Source organism: Vibrio sp. TRT 2004, assembly GCF_050113735.1.
Taxonomy (GTDB): domain Bacteria; phylum Pseudomonadota; class Gammaproteobacteria; order Enterobacterales; family Vibrionaceae; genus Vibrio.
This window is the reverse complement of the sequence record NZ_JBNJOH010000047.1, coordinates 1-19,643: the sequence shown is the minus strand read 5'-3', so window position 1 is coordinate 19,643 and position 19,643 is coordinate 1. Positions and strand designations below refer to the sequence as shown.

Sequence of the window (19,643 nt, the reverse complement as noted above, 5' to 3'; positions counted from 1 at the left end):
ATTAGTTCGCCTCTTTGTTTTCCACGAGTACGTGGTCAAATATCTTTCTTACCACTGGGCCACCCTGAGAAGAGCCACCCCCAGCATTTTCTAATACGATTGTGACAATCACCTTTGGATTGTCAATCGGAGCAAACCCAGTGAAGAGCGCATGGTCGCGAAGGTGTTCCGCAATTTCATCTGCGTTGTACTCTTCATCCTCACCTAGCCCAAACACCTGCGCTGTTCCGGATTTACCCGCACTGACATACGGTGTTTTAGTGAACGCTCGACGAGCGGTTCCCTTCTTACCATGGTTAACCAGTCTCATCCCTTCAATAGCCATGTCCCAGTAACGAGGTTTGACACCAGCGATTGGTGGATAAGTTTCAATATCGGATAACTGTTGTTTTTCAAACATTTCACCATTGTTGATAGTGGCTCTTAGTAGGTGAGGAGCGACCACCTCCCCGCGTTTTACGAGTACCGATGTTGCCTTAGCAAGTTGCATTGGGGTCGATGTCCAGTACCCTTGTCCAATACCGACAGGAATAGTGTCACCCTGATACCAAGGCGTTCGATGTCGTGCCATTTTCCATTCACGGGTTGGCATGTTGGCTTTACTTTCTTCGTAAATATCAATGCCAGTGTAGTCACCGAATCCGAACATCATCATCCAACTTGATATGCGATCAATCCCCATATCGTAAGCGATTTGATAGAAAAAGGTATCAACAGATTCTTCAATCGACTGAACAATATCTACTTTGCCGTGGCCCCAGCGTAACCAATCGCGGAACGGCTTTGTTTTAGAGTTCGGAATCTTCCAGTACCCAGGATCATTTCTAGTGGTATAAGGGGTAACCACGCCTTCTTGCAACGCCGCGACGGCCATAAATGGTTTGATGGTTGAAGCGGGTGGATATATTCCGAGTGTTGCTCGATTCACCAACGGGCGGTTTTTGTCGTTAAGTAATGAGCTGTATGCCTGCCCTGAAATGCCATGAACGAAAGCATTGGGGTCGTAACTTGGACTCGACACCATCGCTAATACGCCGTTGTCTTCAGGATCGAGAACGACCGCGCTGCCGCGACGCCCATCAAACAACTTATGAACATAGAGCTGAAGGTCAATATCTAGGTTAAGTACAATGTCTTTGCCCGGAACCGGAGGTACATACTTAAGTGTACGAATGATGCGGCCACGACTGTTAACCTCGACTTCCTGATAACCCGCCGTACCATGCAGCATATCTTCGTAATAGCGTTCAATGCCGAGTTTACCGATATCACGTGTGGCCTGGTAGTTGGCATCTTTCTCTTCACGAACTAGACGTTGCATGTCACGGTCATTGATACGCGACACATAGCCAATAACGTGAGTCAGTACTTCAGCATAAGGGTAGTGACGTTTGAGCGCGGCATTAACCGATACGCCAGGAAAGTTATGTTGGTTGACCGAAAATTTGGCGACTTGCTCTGGTGTCAGTTGGTTTAAGATCGGAACCGATTTAAAGCGTCGAGTTTGTCGGCGTTCTTTTTGAAAACGCTCTACTTGCTCTGGAGTAATGGTTAAGATTTTTTGCAGACGAGCAATGGTATCATCCATATCTTTGATCTTTTCCGGCGTCAGTTCGAGGCTGAACACTGGGCGGTTTTCCGCCAGCAGTTTACCGTTACGGTCGTAGATTAAGCCGCGGTTAGGCGCGATAGGGACAACTTTAATTCGGTTGTCATTAGAGCGGGTTTTGTAATCTTGGTATTGGTTAATCTGGATGTTGTACAGGTTGGTTACCAAGATGCCCAGCATAGCGACAATACCGATGAAAGCGACGATAGCGCGGCTTTTAAATAGTCGCGCTTCTTCATGGTAATCCCTTATTAGGGTACGCTTCCTTAACATTGATGGTTATTCTCGATGATATGGGTGGTTAGCAGTAATGCTCCACGCTCTATACAGGCTTTCTGCCATTACAATGCGCACCAGTGGGTGTGGTAGCGTTAGTGCTGATAGTGACCAGCTCTGGTCAGCGGCTGCTTTGCATGCCGGTGCTAGACCTTCTGGGCCACCGATCAGAATAGACACGTCTCTGGCGTCAAGTTTCCAATGCTCTAGTTGTTCAGCTAATTGTGGTGTATCCCACTTTTTGCCAGGAATATCGAGAGTAACAATTCGGTTGCCTTTTGGCACTGCTGCAAGCATCGCTTCGCCCTCTTTTTGCAAGATTCTTGCAATGTCGGCGTTTTTGCCACGTTTTCCGGCTGGAATTTCAACCAGTTCAAGCGGCATGTCGTGTGGGAAACGACGACGATACTCTTGAAAGCCCTCTTCAACCCATTTCGGCATTTTAGTGCCAACGGCAATTAGCTGTAATTTCATCGCTTAGCCCCAAAGCTTTTCAAGTTGGTAAAGCTCGCGTTGCTCTTCCTGCATAACATGGATAATCGTTGTTCCCATATCAAGTACAACCCATTCACCTTCAGCTTCGCCATCGATACCTAGTGGAATAATACCAGCTAGTTTAGATTCTTTTGCGACGTGTTCAGCAATAGAGGCAACATGGCGTTTTGACGTGCCAGTACAAACGATCATGTAATCTGTAATGCTTGATTTACCCTGAACATCAATAGTTTTAATGTCTTGAGCTTTCATATCATCAACTTTGTCGACTAGAAATTCGTTTAACTGTTCAAGTTGCAAGGTTTTTTCCTCGTTATTTAATCGATTGACACTTGGTAGTGTGTTTTGGGGCGGCGAAGTATACCACGCTTTTTATAGCTTAACTTGAGGTAAGCAAATCTCAGTACTCAACTGGTGTAATAGTGGCCAGCTAGATTGTTCGTACTGAGTTTTTATTGTCCTCTCAGCCCGTGCCAATAACTGCAGAAGTTGCATCAGTCTCACTGGTGTCAATCGGTTTAGAGCCGCAGAGTAAAGAGGACGCTTCGACTGCCAAATTCTGTATTTCTCAAACACTTGTCCGATAGGCAGTGTTTGTAGAAGCTGAGACATTGTCAGTAGCTGTGTGAGTTCCTTTTGTATTGTGCGGGCGAGGATGACGGTTTCTACACCTTCAGCTTCCAGTTGGCGAAGGATGCGCTGAGAACGCTTAGCCTTGCCCGCCAATAGGGCGTCTATCCAATGAAACGCAGTAAAATGGTTGTGACGGCTAAGGGACTCTTCTAACCGAATAAGATTAAGTACGCCATCTGGATAGAGCAGAGCCAGTTTTTCCAAACTCTGAGTCAGTGCAAACAAGTTACCTTCGTGCCATTGAGCCAGCATTTGAACTGCTTCAGGATCCGGCCTAAGACCAAGAGCGCGGCAACGGATTTGAACAAACTGGGGTAGGCGCTGGATATCTGGCGTTAGGCAGTTTACCAAGCAGCCCGTTCCTGAGAGAGCTTTAAACCACTTGGCACTCTCTTGGGCCTTGGTCAGCTTGCTTCCAATTAGAACCAGAATGACATCACTATGGAGTAAGTCGGAGACCGCAAGCAACTCTTTAGCGATGGTGGTATTTACACCAGATTCAGGGAGCTCTAACTCAATAATTTGTCGGGCAGAAAAAAGGCTCATCGCCTGACAGCAATCGTAAACTAAGTTCCAGTCAAAGGAATTATCGATAGCAAACCTATGTTTTTCCTCAAAACCTTGTTTATAGGCGGCTTGTTGAATCGCTTGGCGAGACTCCTGAAGAAGTAGCGGTTCATTACCGAAAATTAAGTAGGTAGGGTGGAGCTGTTTGGTTAACTGCTCCACCAATCGATCAGCGAAAACTCGCATAGTTACTGCTGGTTCTCAGAGGAAGTTGTGACGGTTTGTTGAGGCTCATCACTAGCGAATGTCTTCACTCGGTACTGTTCCTCTTCGGCCTTAAGTTGCGCCTGTTGCTCTGTTTCACTAAGCATAGTGCCGGATTCGATATTGGTTTTTAGGCGAGCCATCTGACGAATGATCTGTGACGCTGCGAGTTTACGCATTTCATCTTCGATCATGTCACGTTCTACCGATTTCGCTAAAGCTGTCAGTGGGTTATCTAAGTAGCTGCGCGTTACGCTAGTAGAAAACGTTTTGGAACCTAGCTCTGGAATAGTCACACGGTAAGAGGTACGGAATGTCAGCTCTTTTTCGGCTGCACGGGTGTTTTGGTATAGCGAGAGCGTACGTTCACCGACGCCTTCGCTAATTAGGTGCAAATTCGGAACATCTGCCGCAGGAGAAACCAATTTAATTTCACTCATACGCAGTTGGCCTTTCATCATACGCGTGAAGTTGCTGTACTGGTCATAACTGGTCAGTGACATCGTATCAAGCTCTTCAGGGATTGAGTAGTCACCGCGTAGGTGGAAACCACAAGCAGATAAAAGGCTTGCAGCAAGAACAACCGTAGATAGCTTTACAGAACGAGTTGAAATGAGTCGCATGACTTGAGGAAACATAGGTTGATGGCTCTCGATTATTGGAATACTTATCTTAGCGTTCTGAGTTATTGCGGGTCAAAACGCTAAGATAAATAAAACAGGGTAGGTGGCTACCCTGTTTATGACGTTATTAGAACAGATTAGTTCGCAACGATGTTTAGAAGTTTACCTGGTACGTAAATAACTTTACGTACCGTTTTATCTTCAGTGAACTTAGTCACATTCTCATCGTTTAGGCCCAGTTGTTCAATCTCGTCTTTAGAGATATCTGCCGGTACTGTTAGCTTCGCACGTAGTTTGCCGTTAACTTGAACAACGATGGTTTTCTCATCTTCAACGAGTGCTTTTTCGTCAAACGTTGGCCATACCGCGTTATCGATATCTGATTCACCTAGCGCAACCCATAGTTCGTATGAGATGTGCGGAGTGATTGGGTAAAGCATTGCGACAACCGCTTTTAACGCTTCATCAAGGATCGCGCGGTCTTGCGCTGATTCTTGAGGCGCTTTCGCTAGCTTGTTCATTAGTTCCATGATAGCGGCGATTGCTGTGTTGAACGTTTGACGACGAGCGATATCGTCTGTCACTTTCGCGATAGTTTTGTGAACATCACGACGTAGCGCTTTCTGGTCACCAGATAGTGCTGACGTGTCAATGGCTTCAGCCGCGCCTTTTGATGCATGCTCTTTAACCAGCTTCCAAACACGTTTCAAGAAGCGGTTAGCGCCTTCAACGCCTGATTCTTGCCACTCAAGAGTCATATCTGCTGGAGAGGCAAACATCATAAATAGGCGCACTGTGTCAGCGCCGTACTTGTCTACCATCTCTTGTGGGTCGATACCGTTGTTCTTCGACTTAGACATTTTGATCATGCCTGAGTGCTCAACGTCACGGCCTTGGTCGTCTTTTGCAGAAGTGATTCGGCCTTTGCCATCGCGCTCTACGGTTACATCAGTAGGTGCAACCCACTCTTTGCCACCTTTCTCGTTTTCAAAGTAGAACGCATCAGCCAACACCATACCTTGACATAGCAGCTGTTTGAACGGCTCATCAGAGGTTACGTAACCCGCGTCACGTAGTAGTTTATGGAAGAAGCGAGAGTACAGTAGGTGCATACAAGCGTGCTCGATACCACCGATGTATTGGTCTACTGGTAGCCAGTAGTTTGCCTTTTCAGGATCTAAGATGTCATCTGCTTGTGGTGAACAGTAACGCGCGTAGTACCAAGAAGATTCCATAAAGGTATCGAAGGTATCAGTTTCACGTAGAGCAGGTTCGCCGTTAAATGTCGTTTTGGCCCACTCTTTGTCAGCTTTAATAGGGCTGGTTACGCCATCCATTACGACATCTTCAGGAAGAATCACTGGTAGCTGTTCCGCTGGAACTGGGTGAACCTGACCATCTTTGGTCGTTACCATAGGGATTGGAGCTCCCCAGTAACGCTGACGAGAAACACCCCAGTCACGTAGACGGAAGTTAACTGTTTTAGTGCCTTTACCTTCAGCTTCTAGTTTTGCTGCAATGGCATCAAATGCTGCTTGGAATTCAAGACCGTCAAATTCGCCTGAATCGAACAGCACACCTTTCTCTGTATATGCTTCTTCTGCGATGTTTAGCTCGCTGCCGTCAGTTGGCTTGATAACAGGGATGATATCTAGACCGTACTTGGTCGCAAACTCGAAGTCACGTTGGTCGTGCGCAGGTACAGCCATAACAGCACCTGTGCCGTAATCCATCAGTACGAAGTTAGCAATGTAAACAGGAACTTCACGACCATTCAATGGGTGAATTGCGGTAAGGCCAGTCGCCATACCTTTTTTCTCCATTGTTGCTAGTTCCGCTTCAGCGACTTTAGTGTTCTTACACTCTTCGATGAAAGCTGCAAGCTCAGCGTTATTTTCCGCTGCGATAGCCGCTAGAGGGTGACCTGCTGCGATGCCCACGTATGTCACACCCATTAGTGTGTCTGGACGTGTTGTGTAAACTTCTAGGTCTTGGTGACCTTTTACTTCGACGTTCTTTACTGTAAATCGCAGTTCAACACCTTCAGAACGACCGATCCAGTTGCGCTGCATGGTTTTAACCATTTCAGGCCAACCGTCTAGGTTATCGAGATCGTCTAGTAGCTCTTGAGCGTATTCAGTGATCTTAATGAACCACTGCGGGATTTCTTTTTGCTCTACTGGAGTATCACAACGCCAGCAGCAGCCGTCTTCAACCTGCTCGTTAGCCAGAACAGTTTGGTCATTTGGACACCAGTTAACGGAAGACGTCTTCTTGTAAACCAGGCCCTTGTTGTAAAGCTTAGTGAAGAACTCTTGTTCCCAACGGTAGTATTCAGGTGTACATGTCGCGAACTCACGGTTCCAGTCGTAACCAAAACCAAGCAGTTTTAGCTGGTTCTTCATGTATTCGATGTTTTCGTAAGTCCAAGGCGCAGGTGCAGTATTGTTCTTAACTGCTGCGTTTTCTGCTGGTAGACCGAATGCATCCCAACCGATTGGTTGCATTACGTTTTTACCTTGAAGGCGTTGGAAACGAGATACCACATCACCGATAGTGTAGTTACGCACGTGACCCATGTGCAGTCGGCCACTTGGGTATGGGAACATAGAGAGACAGTAGAATTTTTCTTTGTTTGGGTCTTCACTTACAACAAAGGTCTTGTTGTTATCCCAGTGCTGTTGAACTTTTTGTTCAATATCTTGCGGGTTATATTGTTCTTGCATCGATGATATCCGGTTATCTTGGAATTTGTGAGTTCGGTTAGAACAGACATTAATAGATCGTCATAGAATACCTAAAGGAGAGGGGCACAACAATAGCCAATACCCACTCAAATCACGTAAAGATGGTGATGTTTAATGCCTTAACTGGGCTTTATGAATGTGCACCACTGAATCGAAAGGAGGTTAGCGATGGCAAAACGCAAAGCAGGTTACGAGGAGATGTTTGAAGATGTTGTCGAAGCTCTAAAGCATAGTCCTGATGAAGTTAACCACGTTTTAGAAACCTCTGGTAAGGTCGTCGATGCCGCGAATGACTTAACCAAAGATGAGTTAGCACTTGTGTCTGCATATGTTAAGTCAGATTTAAAAGAGTTTGCTGACAATTATGAAGACTCAAAAAGTGGTCCATTTTATATCATGATTGCCGACTCCATCTGGCAAGGGCTACTTGATATTACGGATAGAACGAAAGTCGAGTGGGTCGAGTTATTTCAGGATCTAGAGCACCAAGGTCTATATCAGGCGGGCGAAGTGATTGGTTTGGGTATGCTTGTCTGTGATGAGTGTGGTCATAAAACACAATACACTCACCCAACCGTTATTATTCCTTGCACGCACTGTGGCCACAAAGGATTCAGTCGACAGGCATTGAAACCGTAAAAAGAGCGGGCTGCGCCCTACGAGAGTTTAGAAAGGGCGAGAACGCTTCGCTCCGAGAATCGAGAACGGACTTCGTCCTGCGAGAGGTGGCAGCGGGTAGTAAGTTGATAAAACCTATAGTATTAAGGATGTTGACAGAACTCGTCTTTAATAAGACATAATTTTCTCGATTCTCAAAAAAGGGTTGATGCTTTCACACCAACCCTTAAATCTTTTTCTAGAGACTAGAGACTAGAGACTAGAGACTAGAGACTAGAGACTAGAGACTAGAGACTAGAGACTCCCTTTCTCATTCTCCACCCAATCACCAGACTTAATCCAACCCAGATATACAGCGGCCAAGTGCCAAGGTTTCGGTAGGGTGTTTCGCCCTTTGTCGCAGGAACTTCAGCGCGCAGCACTGCCGTTTCAAATTGTGGCACTTGCGCAGTGATATGACCGCGATAATCAGTCACAGCAGTGATGCCATTGTTTGTTGCACGAATCACCGGCTTACCTAACTCTAGAGCCCGCATACGGGCAATCTCCATGTGCTGGAGTGGGCCGATAGAGCGACCAAACCAAGCGTCATTTGAAAGCGTTAAAATAAAATCTGTATCGTCATCGACATTTTGCCTGACTTGCTCGTTGAAGATAATCTCGTAACACAATGCAGGAGCCATCTGCTTACCATTGGCATCAATATTCGGCTGGATAAAATCTCCTCGGCTGAAGGAAGACATGGGTAAGTTGAAGAATGGAGCAAGCGGTCTCAGGATGCTCTCAAATGGTACGAACTCTCCAAATGGTAGCAGGTGATGTTTGTGGTAACGCTGGTTCATATCGTAACGATAATCACCATAAGGCGTTTGACCTACAGTGAGAATGCTATTGTAGAACTTCTTGTCTTCACCTTGGTTGACAATTCCAGTAATGACCGCGCTGTTGTTCATACGAGCTGCGGCATCGAGATTGCTTAGAAATGAGGAGATTTCGAATTCAAAAGCAGGTATTGCCGCTTCAGGCCAGATGATAATGTCTGCATCCCAATTTTCTCGAGTCAGGTCGGTATACTTCATTATGGTTGGCCAGCGTTGACTCGGTTGCCATTTCAGTTCTTGCGCGATATTGCCCTGAATAAGTGCTATTTTAGTCACTTTATCCATTGAAGGAGACACCCACTGAGCGGATTGTAATCCAAAGCCTGTCATCAGAATAACGGCAGGAATAAGTAGATGTCGCCATTGACGCGAAAGAGTAGCGTAAGCGATAGAGCCCGCACTAATCATCACCAACAAGGTAATAAGTTCAACTCCACCTAACGGAGCAAAATTGGCAAGTGGACTGTCTATTTGGCTATAGCCTAGCCATAACCAAGGAAAGCCCGTCATTACCCAGCCGCGCAACCAATCCATGATTAGCCATAGAGCAGGCGCAGCGAGCAGCAATCGTGAGCGCTGCTTGTGCGGAAAAAAGCGGTTTAGACTCCATGCAAATAGTGCGGCATAAACAGCGAGGTAGCCAACTAATAGCACCATGAGGAAGACGCTGGCTATTTTGGGCATACCACCGAAGTTGTCGATACTGACATGTACCCAGCTAATGCCTGTAGAAAATTGCCCGATGCCCCAAGCATAGCCTATCCATAGCGAGTGTTTAGCAGACTGCTTGTTAATAAGCAGTAATAGAAGCGCAGGGCTGGCAATTGCCAGAGGCCAAATTTGATAAGGGGCAAATGCTAGAGTTGTTAATGCGCCAACAAAAACGGCCGCAAGCGGCCGTTTGAGGCGATGAAAAAGTGAATCCATCATCGTATTATTTCGTTTCCCTTAGGGGGAGTAGCGTTACTCTTCAGTAGAGTCAGTAACCAGCTCTTCATCAGGAATGGTTACCTGAAGTTGGAGTACTCGGCGGTTGTCCGCAGAGGTTACTTTGAAGCTGTAACCATCAATATCAACAACTTCGCCACGAGATGGTAAATGGCCAAATGCCGTCATCACCATACCGCCGACAGTGTCGACCTCTTCATCACTGAAAGTGGTACCGAATGTAGTATTAAACTCTTCGATAGTGGTCAGTGCTTTTACCGCAAATGTATGTTTGCTGAGCTTACGAATATCAAGTTCTTCATTATCATCGAACTCGTCCTCAATATCGCCCACGATCTCTTCGAGAATATCTTCGATAGTCACAAGACCGGATACACCACCAAACTCATCGACAACGATAGACATGTGATAACGCTCTTCGCGGAATTCCTTTAGCAGACGATCTACTCGTTTGCTTTCAGGAACGACAACCGCAGGACGGATCACTTGCTCAATATCGAATGGTTCACTTCCAGAACCTAAGTATCTAAGTAAGTCCTTCGCTAACAGAATACCTTCAACATGGTCCTTATCTTCACTGATGACTGGGTAGCGAGAGTGCTGAGCATCGGTGATGAGGTTGATCAAGGTGTCTAAATCGTCACTGCGATCAACGGTAACCATCTGCGAACGTGGCAACATGATGTCGCGCACACGCATTTCTGAGATCTCCATGACACCTTCGAGCATATCTCGAGTGTCGTGGTCGATCAGGTCATTTTCTTCAGAGTCGCGGATGACATCGACGAGCTCTTGGCGATCTTTTGGTTCACCTTGAAAAAGTTGGCCTAGGCGTCCGAAGAAGGACTTTCTACTCGGACCTTCAGATTTTTCTTTCTTACCTTCTAGAGAAGAGGGCGAATTGTCTTCGTTCATTGTTTCTCATTTAAGTAACGCTATCAGAAGTGTGATAGCACACATTAGTAGTAAGACATCAGCTTGCTGCGAGAGAGGCGACTCTGCTTGCTGGTTCCAGTTGAGTCTTGACTACTCTTTTTCAGCAAGATATGGATCATCAAATCCCATCTCTTGCATAATTTCAGTTTCGAGTGACTCCATCTCTTCGGCTTCGTCATCTTCGATATGATCATAACCTAGCAGATGCAGACTACCATGTACAACCATATGCGCCCAGTGAGCCATTAAAGGCTTGTTTTGCTCGATGGCTTCACGTTCTACAACCTGACGACAGATGATTAAATCGCCAAGTAGGTCGATATCCATTCCTGGTGGCGCTTCGAAAGGAAAAGACAGCACATTAGTCGGTTTGTCTTTTCCACGGTAGTCGCTATTGAGCTGCTGGCTCTCTTGCTCGTCAACAATTCGAACGGTCACTTCAGCTTGAGGCTGAAACTTGCTAACGGATGAGCTTAACCAAAGTTGAAAATCTTCAGTGTTTGGTAAGCCGCTTTCATCTTCGACAGCTAATTGTAGATCAAGTTCGATTGTCATCACTGTTTGCTCTCTGTTGTCACTTCAGGTTGAGGTGCAGCTGCAACTTGGGCTTCAATAAGTTTTGCTTCACGCTCTTCGCGGCGACGTTTCTCGTATTCTTTGCGCTCTTTTTGGTCTTGAGCTTCCCATTTCTCGTAGGCATTAACAATGCGTGCCACAACGGGGTGACGAACGACGTCGTCAGATTGGAAAAAGTTAAAGCTGATTTCCTCGACGTCGCTCAAAACTTCAATGGCATGGCGCAGACCAGACTTGGCACCACGTGGTAAGTCGATCTGAGTAATATCGCCAGTGATCACCGCTCGAGAGTTGAAGCCGATACGAGTGAGGAACATTTTCATCTGTTCTACAGTGGTGTTCTGGCTTTCATCGAGAATAATAAACGCATCATTTAAAGTTCGACCACGCATATAGGCAAGTGGGGCGACTTCGATAACGTTTCGTTCAATCAGTTTTTCAACCTTTTCGAATCCGAGCATTTCGAATAGAGCATCGTAAAGTGGACGAAGGTAAGGATCGACTTTCTGGCTGAGATCTCCCGGAAGGAAACCGAGCTTTTCACCCGCTTCGACAGCAGGTCGAGTCAGCAGGATTCGACGAATTTCTTGTCGCTCTAGCGCATCAACGGCTGCGGCAACAGCAAGATAGGTTTTACCCGTACCCGCTGGACCAACGCCAAATGAAATATCATGAGTGACCATATTGACCAGATACTGTCCCTGATTTGGAGTACGAGGTTTGATCACCCCTTTCTTGGTCTTAATGAACACTTCTTTGCCATGTTCAATACTGGATTCTACATTTTGCTCTAGAACACCAGTCTCTTTGATCGCTAAGTGGATCTCATCAGGTTCGATATCGGGAATGTTGCCGCGGACTGGCGCAGTATTCACATACAGTGTTTTGATGATTTCCAAGGCGGCCGCGGAAGTATGTGGTTTGCCAACGATGGTAAAGAAGTTGCCACGGTAGCTGATTTCAACACCTAGGCGGCGTTCAAGATGTTTAATGTTGTCGTCGAAAGGACCACAAAGACTGGCTAAACGGCGGTTGTCAGAAGGTTCTAGATTGATTTCTAGCGTAACGATTTTCGTGCTCAAAGTTGCCTCTCATATTTGACCATTGCCATGAAGCCCGATTTAGACCGGGCTTCGAATGGTTACGATACCTATTTCTAAGATGGTCACTTAGAGAGGTATTTTCAAGCTTCTAGTAGCGAAGAGTCGTAATTAAGGTGTAAATGTTGCTACACCTAACTCATCTTCACGCTTGGTTTTCGCCATCATTTGAGTCGGTGAAATGACTGTACGCAGATCCATATCTTTCTCTGTACGCACTAGCTCACCACGAAGAGAGTTAGCGAATACGTCAGTGATCTTAACATCAACAAATTGACCGATAAGATCCGCACTACCTTCAAAGTTAACCACTCGGTTGTTCTCTGTACGAGCACGTAACTCCATTAGGTTCTTCTTAGAAGGACCTTCAACAAGAACACGTTGCTCAGTACCAAGCATTAAGCGAGAGTAACGCATTGCTTGAGCATTAATGGTTTGCTGTAGTTCATATAGACGCTCTTTCTTCTCTTGCTCTGGAACATCACATGGATAGTCTGCCGCAGGCGTACCTGGGCGCGGTGAGAAGATAAAGCTGAAGCTCATATCAAAATCAACGTCTTTAATTAACTTCATTGTATCTTGATGATCTTTTGCCGTTTCGCCTGGGAAACCAACAATAAAGTCTGAGCTGATTTGAATGTCAGGACGCGCTTTACGTAGCTTACGGATGATTGACTTGTACTCAATCGCCGTGTGTGGACGTTTCATCATCGTAAGAATACGGTCGCTACCGCTCTGCACTGGTAGGTGCAAGAAACTTACTAGCTCTGGTGTGTCCTCGTATACCGCAATGATGTCATCAGTAAACTCTAGTGGGTGACTAGTAGTAAAGCGGATACGGTCAATACCATCAATCGATGCGACAAGACGAAGCAGTTCAGCAAATGAGCAGATTTCACCATCGTGCATCGGACCACGGTAAGCGTTAACGTTTTGACCCAGTAGGTTAACTTCACGCACGCCTTGGTCAGCCAGTTGAGCAATTTCAAACAGAACATCATCCATTGGACGGCTAACTTCTTCGCCACGAGTGTATGGCACTACACAGTAAGTACAGTATTTAGAACAGCCTTCCATGATTGAAACGAAAGCAGTTGCGCCTTCTGCACGTGGTTCTGGAAGACGGTCAAACTTTTCAATCTCAGGGAATGAAATGTCCATCACCGGTGCTTCATCCAGTTGAGACTGTTTAATCATCTCTGGTAAGCGGTGAAGTGTTTGAGGACCAAAAATTACGTCTACAAATGGTGCACGTTCGCGAATGTGGTCGCCTTCCTGTGTTGCTACACAGCCACCAACACCAATCACAACACCTGGCTTTTTGTCTTTTAGGGTTTTCCAACGACCTAGCTGGTGGAATACCTTCTCTTGCGCTTTTTCGCGGATAGAACAGGTATTAAGTAATAACACGTCTGCTTCTTCTGGTTCTTCTGTCAGCTCATAGCCGTTAGCCGCGTTCAGTAGATCCGCCATTTTAGACGAATCGTATTCATTCATCTGGCAGCCCCAGGTTTTAATTAGCAGTTTTTTACTCATGTTGTTCGCTCGATCGTTAGTTTAAATTAAGGGAGCAAATCGCCCAATATTTCCAGTGAGTCACTCGCATCTAAATGCTTGGGTGACCTTATTTTAGCCGCCATCTCGGCGGTAAGCCGCGTATTGTACTGCTTTAAAAACCTACTGACTAGTGTTGGTGCAAAAACAGTTAAACCCCATATTGCGCAAGGGGTTTGCCCTGATAGTGGGTAAGGTTTTTCGTTACATTTTGGTAATGAAAACGTACAATAAAAAACAGTCAATTTATCAAGTAATTGAAGTGCAAAATATGAGCAGATTTGATGTCGCAGTTATCGGTGGTGGTATGGTTGGAGCTGCAGTTGCAGTGGGCTTCGCTAAACAGGGGCGGAAGGTAGTTGTTGTCGAAGGCACAGCACCTGAAGAGTTCTCCCCTGAGCAACCTATGGATATACGTGTTTCTGCGATATCACAGCATTCGGTCGATATTTTGCGTGAGCTTGGGGCTTGGCATACGACATCACAAATGCGCGTGTGTCCATACCGCCGTTTAGAAACGTGGGAGCATCCTGAGTGCCGAACCCGTTTTCATTGCGACGAACTTGGTATGGATCGTCTGGGTTATATTGTTGAAAATCGCCTGATTCAGCTTGGATTGTGGGCTCAGTTCTCCCACTACTCGAATATTAGTTTATGCTGTCCAGATACCTTATCTGATATTGAGTTTGGTGAAGTATCGAAAGTGACTCTCAGCTCGGGAGAAGAACTGGTGATTGATTTGGTGGTTGGCGCTGATGGAGCGAATTCAAAGGTTCGTGATTTAGCGGGGATAGGGGTTACCGCGTGGGATTACCGCCAGCACTGTATGCTAATCAACGTCAAAACTAAGATCGAACAGCAAGATATTACGTGGCAACAGTTCACCCCATCAGGCCCTCGTTCCTTTTTGCCATTATGTGGCAATCAAGGCTCACTGGTTTGGTATGATTCCCCAAAGCGTATCAGGCAGTTATGCGCGATGACGCCAGCACAACTTCGAGAAGAAGTATTGGCTTACTTTCCTGCGGAATTGGGTGATATCGAAGTGCTTCAATACGGTTCGTTTCCGTTAACGCGCCGTCATGCTCAACGCTATTCTGCATTAGGCTGTGTGTTAGTCGGTGATTCTGCACATACTATCAATCCATTAGCTGGACAGGGTGTGAATCTTGGATTTAAAGATGTCGAAGCGCTGCTGACGGCCACTCAAAATCACGAGGTATTAACTCAATCCTTACTTGTGCAATATGAACGTAATAGGCGTTATGACAACTTGCTAATGCAATCCGGGATGGATTTTTTCTATAAGGGTTTCAGCAATGATTTTGCGCCGCTTAAACTGTTAAGAAATGCGGCACTTAAGGTCGCTGAGAATGCTGGACCTCTGAAAACTCAAGTGCTGAAATATGCCTTGGGGTTGAAGTAACAAGATAAGCAAAAAAAAACGCAGCCATCGGCTGCGTTTTTTAATATCTAGCTAAGTAAAAATTACTTAGTTACACGTAGAACTGGAGTTTCACCAACAGTTACAGAACCAGAAAGCTTGTTCAGCTCTTTGATTTCGTCCATGTTAGAGATAACAACTGGAGTAAGAGTAGACTTTGCTTTCTCTTCAAGTAGTGCTAGATCGAACTCAATGATAGTGTCGCCAGCTTTCACTGCTTGACCTTCTTCAGCGATACGCTTGAAGCCTTCACCTTTCAGCTCAACAGTGTCGATACCGAAGTGAACGAATAGCTCAACGCCGTCGTCAGATTCGATAGAGAACGCGTGGTTAGTTTCGAAGATCTTACCGATAGTACCGTTTACAGGAGCTACCATTTTGTTGCCAGCAGGCTTGATCGCGATACCGTCACCAACGATTTTCTCAGCAAAAACAACATCTGGCACATCTTCGATGTTTACGATTTCACCAGATAGAGGTGCGATGATTTCGATTGCACCAGCGTCAGCGCTATCGTCAGATACTAGCTTCTTAAGTTTGTCAAACAGACCCATTGTGTCATGCTCCTAACGTTTTCATTTAATTCTGTCGAATTATAGTATACCAATATAGAGAGATAGACGACTTTTTTTACCGTCTATCTCATTGGAATTAGTTGGTTATTGAGTTTTCTCTGCGATGAATTTCTCAACAACTGCTTCGATCTCAGCTGCAGTTGGTAGGGATAGAGCTTCTTCCGCCATCGCTTTCACTTCTGCGAAGTTAGAGCTACGAATAACTTTCTTCACTTTAGGGATAGAGATACCGCTCATAGAGAACTCATCTAAGCCCATGCCTAGTAGAAGTAGCGTAGCGCGCTCATCGCCCGCAAGCTCACCACACATACCAGTCCACTTACCTTCAGCGTGAGATGCATCGATAACTTGCTTGATCACGGTTAGTACAGCTGGAGACAGTGGGTTGTATAGGTGAGAAATCATCTCGTTACCACGGTCAACGGCTAGCGTGTATTGAGTTAGGTCGTTAGTACCGATAGAGAAGAAAGCCACTTCTTTTGCTAGGTGGTGTGCAATCGCTGCTGCTGCTGGTGTTTCAACCATGACACCGATTTCGATGTTTTCGTCGAATGCAAGACCTTCTGCACGTAGTTCAGCTTTGTACTCTTCGATAGCGTTTTTCAGTTCACGGATTTCTTCAACAGAGATAATCATTGGGAACATGATGCGCAGTTTACCGTGCGCAGATGCGCGTAGGATACCACGTAGCTGATCACGTAGGATTTCACGACGATCTAAGCTGATACGCACTGCACGCCAGCCTAGGAACGGGTTCATCTCTTGAGGAAGATCCATGTACGGCAGATCTTTATCGCCACCGATATCCATAGTACGGATGATCACTGACTCACCGTTCATAGCTTCAGCTACTTCTTTGTAAGCTTGGTATTGCTCATCTTCCGTTGGTAGGGCATCACGGTCCATAAATAGGAATTCAGTACGGTACAGACCTACGCCTTCACCACCGTTACGGATGATACCGTCACAGTCTTTAACAGTACCGATGTTACCGCAAACTTCTACACGGTGACCGTCTAGAGTCTCGGCGTGTAGATCTTTCAGTTTAGCCAGTTCTTCTTTCTCTGCGATGAAAGCGGCCTTAACTGCTTTTGCTTCTTCTAGCTCAGCTTCTGATGGGTTGATAACGATCTTGTTGTTCATCGCATCAAGAATCAGCATATCGCCGTTCTTAACGCGCGATGTGATGTCGTTAGTACCAACGATAGCTGGAAGTTCAAGAGAACGAGCCATGATAGATGTGTGAGAAGTACGACCACCGATGTCACAAGCGAAACCAAGAACGTAGTCTAGGTTGATTTGCGCAGTTTCAGATGGTGTTAGGTCGTAAGCGACTAGGATCACTTGTTCGTTAATATCGCTTAGTGAAACAATGTTGATGCCTAGAGCATTTTTAACAAAACGAGAGCCGATATCACGGATATCAGTTGCTCGCTCTTTTAGATATTCGTCGTCTAGAGATTCTAGCGCCGATGCTTGCTCTTCGATAACCGTGTAGATCGCGTTATCAGCGTGCATCTTGTCATTTTTAATCAGTGCTAGGATTTCTTCCTCTAGCTCTTCGTCTTCAAGAAGCATGATATGACCTTCAAAGATCGCTTCTTTCTCTTCACCGAAGGTTTCAAGTGCTTTTTGCTTAACAGTTTCTAACTGAGCAGATGATTTGTTGCGAGCGTCATAGAAACGCGCAACTTCTGCTTCAACTTGATCATCAGAAATGGTGTTTGTGTTTAGGACAATTTCATCTTCTTGAAGTAGTAGTGCTTTACCGATAGCAATACCAGGAGATGCTAGGATGCCTGAAATCATAGCCTTACCTTAAATTGGTCAACTTTAAAACGGGAGATAATGAGTGCGCTAACGAATAGTTGTAGCTTATATTTTGGCCTATTTCCAACAAAGCCATTTTGCGTTGACAAAATGGCTTTGAAAATAGGAGACCGAATTAGTGTAGTTGATCCATTAGAGCAACTAGGTGGTCAACAGCTTGTTGAGCTTGTGGGCCCTCAGCTGAGATAGAAACTACTGTACCTTTAACTAGGCCAAGAGTTTGTAGCTTGAAAAGGCTCTTCGCGCTAGCGCTTTTGCCGTTAGAAGTCACAGTGATGTCCGCGTCGAATGCTTTAGCTTCTTTTACGAACTGTGCAGCTGGACGAGTGTGAAGGCCGTTTTCTGCGGTGATTTCTACTTGCTTCTCGTACATGTTATATACCCCAATTGATTTATATTTTGATAGTTTCTTAACCAGAATCAGCTTAACTCCAATTATAGTATTCCGCTAGTTGCAGAACGTTCAATTCGTGTTATAAGTGATACTGGTTGTAAATTTAACAATTGCGCTTTCAATCTTTGCTGTCATTCGCAATTGAGATGAATTCTTATCTGGCTTTTATTTTGAAGCTAGAAATAAAACAGTCCTGATATTACCAAAGGTGAGGCAGGGATCAACAAAAAAGCCCCTGAATGGGGCTTTTTTAGACGAAAAATTGATTTCGACACATATTACTGTTGGTTCTCTTTCTCAGTAAAAATGCCAGCAAATAGGGCCGTGCTCAAGTAACGTTCACCTGAACTTGGTAGGATAGTAACGATGGTTTTTCCTTCAAATTCAGGAAGTTCTGCAATGCGGTTGGCTGCAACCACTGCCGCGCCAGAAGAGATACCCGCTAGGATACCTTCCTCTTCCATTAGGCGACGAGCCATCGCAATCGCTTCATCAGAAGTCACGGCTTCAACACGGTCAATTATCTCTAAATCGAGGTTTCCTGGAATGAAACCAGCACCGATACCCTGAATTTTGTGTGGTGCAGGCTGGATTTCGTCACCCGCTAGCGCTTGAGCGATAACTGGAGATTCAGCTGGCTCTACCGCAACAGAGACAATGTTCTTGCCTTTTTCGCCCTTAATGTAACGGCTCGTACCTGTGATAGTACCACCGGTACCAACACCTGCTACGAATACATCGATCTCACCGTCAGTCGCTTCCCAAATCTCAGGACCAGTGGTCTTTTCGTGAATTTGTGGGTTTGCTGGGTTGTTGAATTGTTGTAGAAGTAGGTATTTGTCAGGGTTGCTCGCAACGATTTCTTCTGCTTTAGCAATCGCCCCTTTCATACCTTTTGCCGCTTCTGTTAGCTCTAAGTTAGCGCCAAGTGCCTTAAGTAGCTTACGGCGCTCTAGGCTCATTGATTCTGGCATCGTTAGCGTTAGCTTGTAACCACGAGCCGCTGCAACGAAGGCTAGAGCAACACCAGTGTTACCACTTGTTGGTTCAACAAGCTCTACGCCTGGTTTAAGAGTACCAGCCTTTTCTGCTTCCCAAATCATGTTTGCACCGATACGACATTTAACGCTGAAGCTCGGGTTACGTGCTTCGATTTTCGCTAACACCTTACCGTTACTTACTTTGTTTAGGCGTACTAGAGGAGTGTTACCAATAGTTTGAGAATTGTCTTCGTAGATTTTGCTCATGGTGTGATCCTTCATCTTTGTTTCAGTCTGCTTGATAGTTATCAAACAGAAGTATGTATGGAGATAATTTATTGGGTAGAGATTAGGACAGCTTGAAAAATGAGAAAAGGATTAAATAGTTATATGATATGAAAGGGTGAGAGGAAGGAGCGGGCTTCGCCCTAAAGAACGCGTCGCTCCGAGACTGGACTTCTTGCTGAGAGAGTTTAGATCGGGCTCCGCCCTGCGAGAGGTGTGGGCGGGGAGTGAGTTGATAGAACCTTTAGTGCAAAGGCATTGACATAACTTGTCCCTGCGCAGAGATAATATTCTCGCCTCTCGCCTCTCGCCTCTCGCCTCTCGCCTCTCGCCTCTCGCCTCTCGCCTCTCGCCTCTCGCCTCTCGCC

At 45.7% G+C, this 19,643-nt stretch carries 17 protein-coding genes; 2 read left to right on the top strand and 15 right to left on the bottom strand.

All coding sequences use genetic code 11. The features are described from left to right. Nucleotide 1: 1 nt before the first annotated feature. The 6 genes from mrdA to leuS form a co-directional block, all read right to left on the bottom strand. The gene (gene mrdA, locus ACQEXR_RS16365) at nt 2-1,882 is read right to left on the bottom strand and encodes a penicillin-binding protein 2 (protein ID WP_427020755.1); all 1,881 of its coding nucleotides are present in this window, start codon (nt 1,880-1,882) and stop codon (nt 2-4) included. 6 nt (nt 1,883-1,888) lie between these two features. Then, a complete protein-coding gene (gene rlmH / locus ACQEXR_RS16360) occupies nt 1,889-2,359 on the bottom strand; it encodes a 23S rRNA (pseudouridine(1915)-N(3))-methyltransferase RlmH (protein ID WP_331416085.1) in 471 nt (156 codons plus the stop codon). Nucleotides 2,360-2,362: 3 nt separating this feature from the next. Then, nucleotides 2,363-2,680 (bottom strand): ribosome silencing factor, encoded by a 318-nt coding sequence (gene rsfS / locus ACQEXR_RS16355; protein ID WP_138973403.1) that lies wholly within the window; start codon nt 2,678-2,680, stop codon nt 2,363-2,365. 72 nt (nt 2,681-2,752) lie between these two features. Beyond that, nucleotides 2,753-3,766: a DNA polymerase III subunit delta gene (gene holA, locus ACQEXR_RS16350; protein WP_427020754.1), complete on the bottom strand. Its 1,014-nt coding sequence runs from the start codon at nt 3,764-3,766 to the stop codon at nt 2,753-2,755. Nucleotides 3,767-3,768: 2 nt separating this feature from the next. Next, on the bottom strand, nt 3,769-4,407 hold the full coding sequence (gene lptE, locus ACQEXR_RS16345) for an LPS assembly lipoprotein LptE (protein WP_426952487.1): 639 nt from the start codon (nt 4,405-4,407) through the stop codon (nt 3,769-3,771). A 137-nt stretch (nt 4,408-4,544) separates the two neighbouring features. Beyond that, nucleotides 4,545-7,133 (bottom strand): leucine--tRNA ligase, encoded by a 2,589-nt coding sequence (gene leuS / locus ACQEXR_RS16340; RefSeq protein WP_427020753.1) that lies wholly within the window; start codon nt 7,131-7,133, stop codon nt 4,545-4,547. Between the two features lie 189 nt (nt 7,134-7,322). Here leuS and ACQEXR_RS16335 point away from each other — a divergent pair, with 189 nt between their 5' ends. Then, nucleotides 7,323-7,793 (top strand): zinc ribbon-containing protein, encoded by a 471-nt coding sequence (locus ACQEXR_RS16335; RefSeq protein WP_138973400.1) that lies wholly within the window; start codon nt 7,323-7,325, stop codon nt 7,791-7,793. Nucleotides 7,794-8,059: 266 nt separating this feature from the next. Here the strand turns inward: ACQEXR_RS16335 and lnt are convergent, their stop codons facing one another. The 5 genes from lnt to miaB form a co-directional block, all read right to left on the bottom strand. Beyond that, nucleotides 8,060-9,583, bottom strand: a complete 1,524-nt coding sequence (gene lnt / locus ACQEXR_RS16330) for an apolipoprotein N-acyltransferase (RefSeq protein WP_427020752.1) — start codon at nt 9,581-9,583, stop codon at nt 8,060-8,062. 33 nt (nt 9,584-9,616) lie between these two features. Further along, nucleotides 9,617-10,516 carry a CNNM family magnesium/cobalt transport protein CorC gene (corC, locus tag ACQEXR_RS16325; protein WP_331416081.1) on the bottom strand — a complete coding sequence of 300 codons (900 nt, stop codon included), beginning with the start codon at nt 10,514-10,516 and terminating at the stop codon, nt 9,617-9,619. Between the two features lie 111 nt (nt 10,517-10,627). Continuing rightward, nucleotides 10,628-11,092, bottom strand: a complete 465-nt coding sequence (gene ybeY / locus ACQEXR_RS16320) for an rRNA maturation RNase YbeY (RefSeq protein WP_426952489.1) — start codon at nt 11,090-11,092, stop codon at nt 10,628-10,630. After that, complete coding sequence (locus tag ACQEXR_RS16315) at nt 11,092-12,195, bottom strand: PhoH family protein (protein ID WP_269378073.1); 1,104 nt, start codon at nt 12,193-12,195, stop codon at nt 11,092-11,094. Before ACQEXR_RS16315 ends, ybeY begins: the two co-directional genes overlap by 1 nt. A 129-nt stretch (nt 12,196-12,324) precedes the next feature. Then, on the bottom strand, nt 12,325-13,749 hold the full coding sequence (miaB, locus tag ACQEXR_RS16310; RefSeq protein ID WP_138973396.1) for a tRNA (N6-isopentenyl adenosine(37)-C2)-methylthiotransferase MiaB: 1,425 nt from the start codon (nt 13,747-13,749) through the stop codon (nt 12,325-12,327). Nucleotides 13,750-14,038: 289 nt separating this feature from the next. Between miaB and ACQEXR_RS16305 the strand changes: the two genes are divergently transcribed. Next, nucleotides 14,039-15,193, top strand: coding sequence for a 2-octaprenyl-3-methyl-6-methoxy-1,4-benzoquinol hydroxylase (locus ACQEXR_RS16305; RefSeq protein WP_427020751.1), 1,155 nt, complete (start codon nt 14,039-14,041; stop codon nt 15,191-15,193). 62 nt (nt 15,194-15,255) lie between these two features. Here the strand turns inward: ACQEXR_RS16305 and crr are convergent, their stop codons facing one another. The 4 genes from crr to cysK all read right to left on the bottom strand — a co-directional run bounded on the left by crr (nt 15,256) and on the right by cysK (nt 19,257). Next, the gene (crr, locus tag ACQEXR_RS16300) at nt 15,256-15,765 is read right to left on the bottom strand and encodes a PTS glucose transporter subunit IIA (RefSeq protein WP_138973394.1); all 510 of its coding nucleotides are present in this window, start codon (nt 15,763-15,765) and stop codon (nt 15,256-15,258) included. A 105-nt stretch (nt 15,766-15,870) separates the two neighbouring features. Continuing rightward, entirely contained in the window at nt 15,871-17,595 is a 1,725-nt protein-coding gene (gene ptsI / locus ACQEXR_RS16295) for a phosphoenolpyruvate-protein phosphotransferase PtsI (RefSeq protein ID WP_331426895.1), read from the bottom strand. 136 nt (nt 17,596-17,731) lie between these two features. Beyond that, nucleotides 17,732-17,989 (bottom strand): HPr family phosphocarrier protein, encoded by a 258-nt coding sequence (locus ACQEXR_RS16290; RefSeq protein WP_004415108.1) that lies wholly within the window; start codon nt 17,987-17,989, stop codon nt 17,732-17,734. 299 nt (nt 17,990-18,288) lie between these two features. Continuing rightward, a complete protein-coding gene (gene cysK / locus ACQEXR_RS16285) occupies nt 18,289-19,257 on the bottom strand; it encodes a cysteine synthase A (protein ID WP_427020750.1) in 969 nt (322 codons plus the stop codon). Between the last annotated feature and the right edge of the window lie 386 nt (nt 19,258-19,643).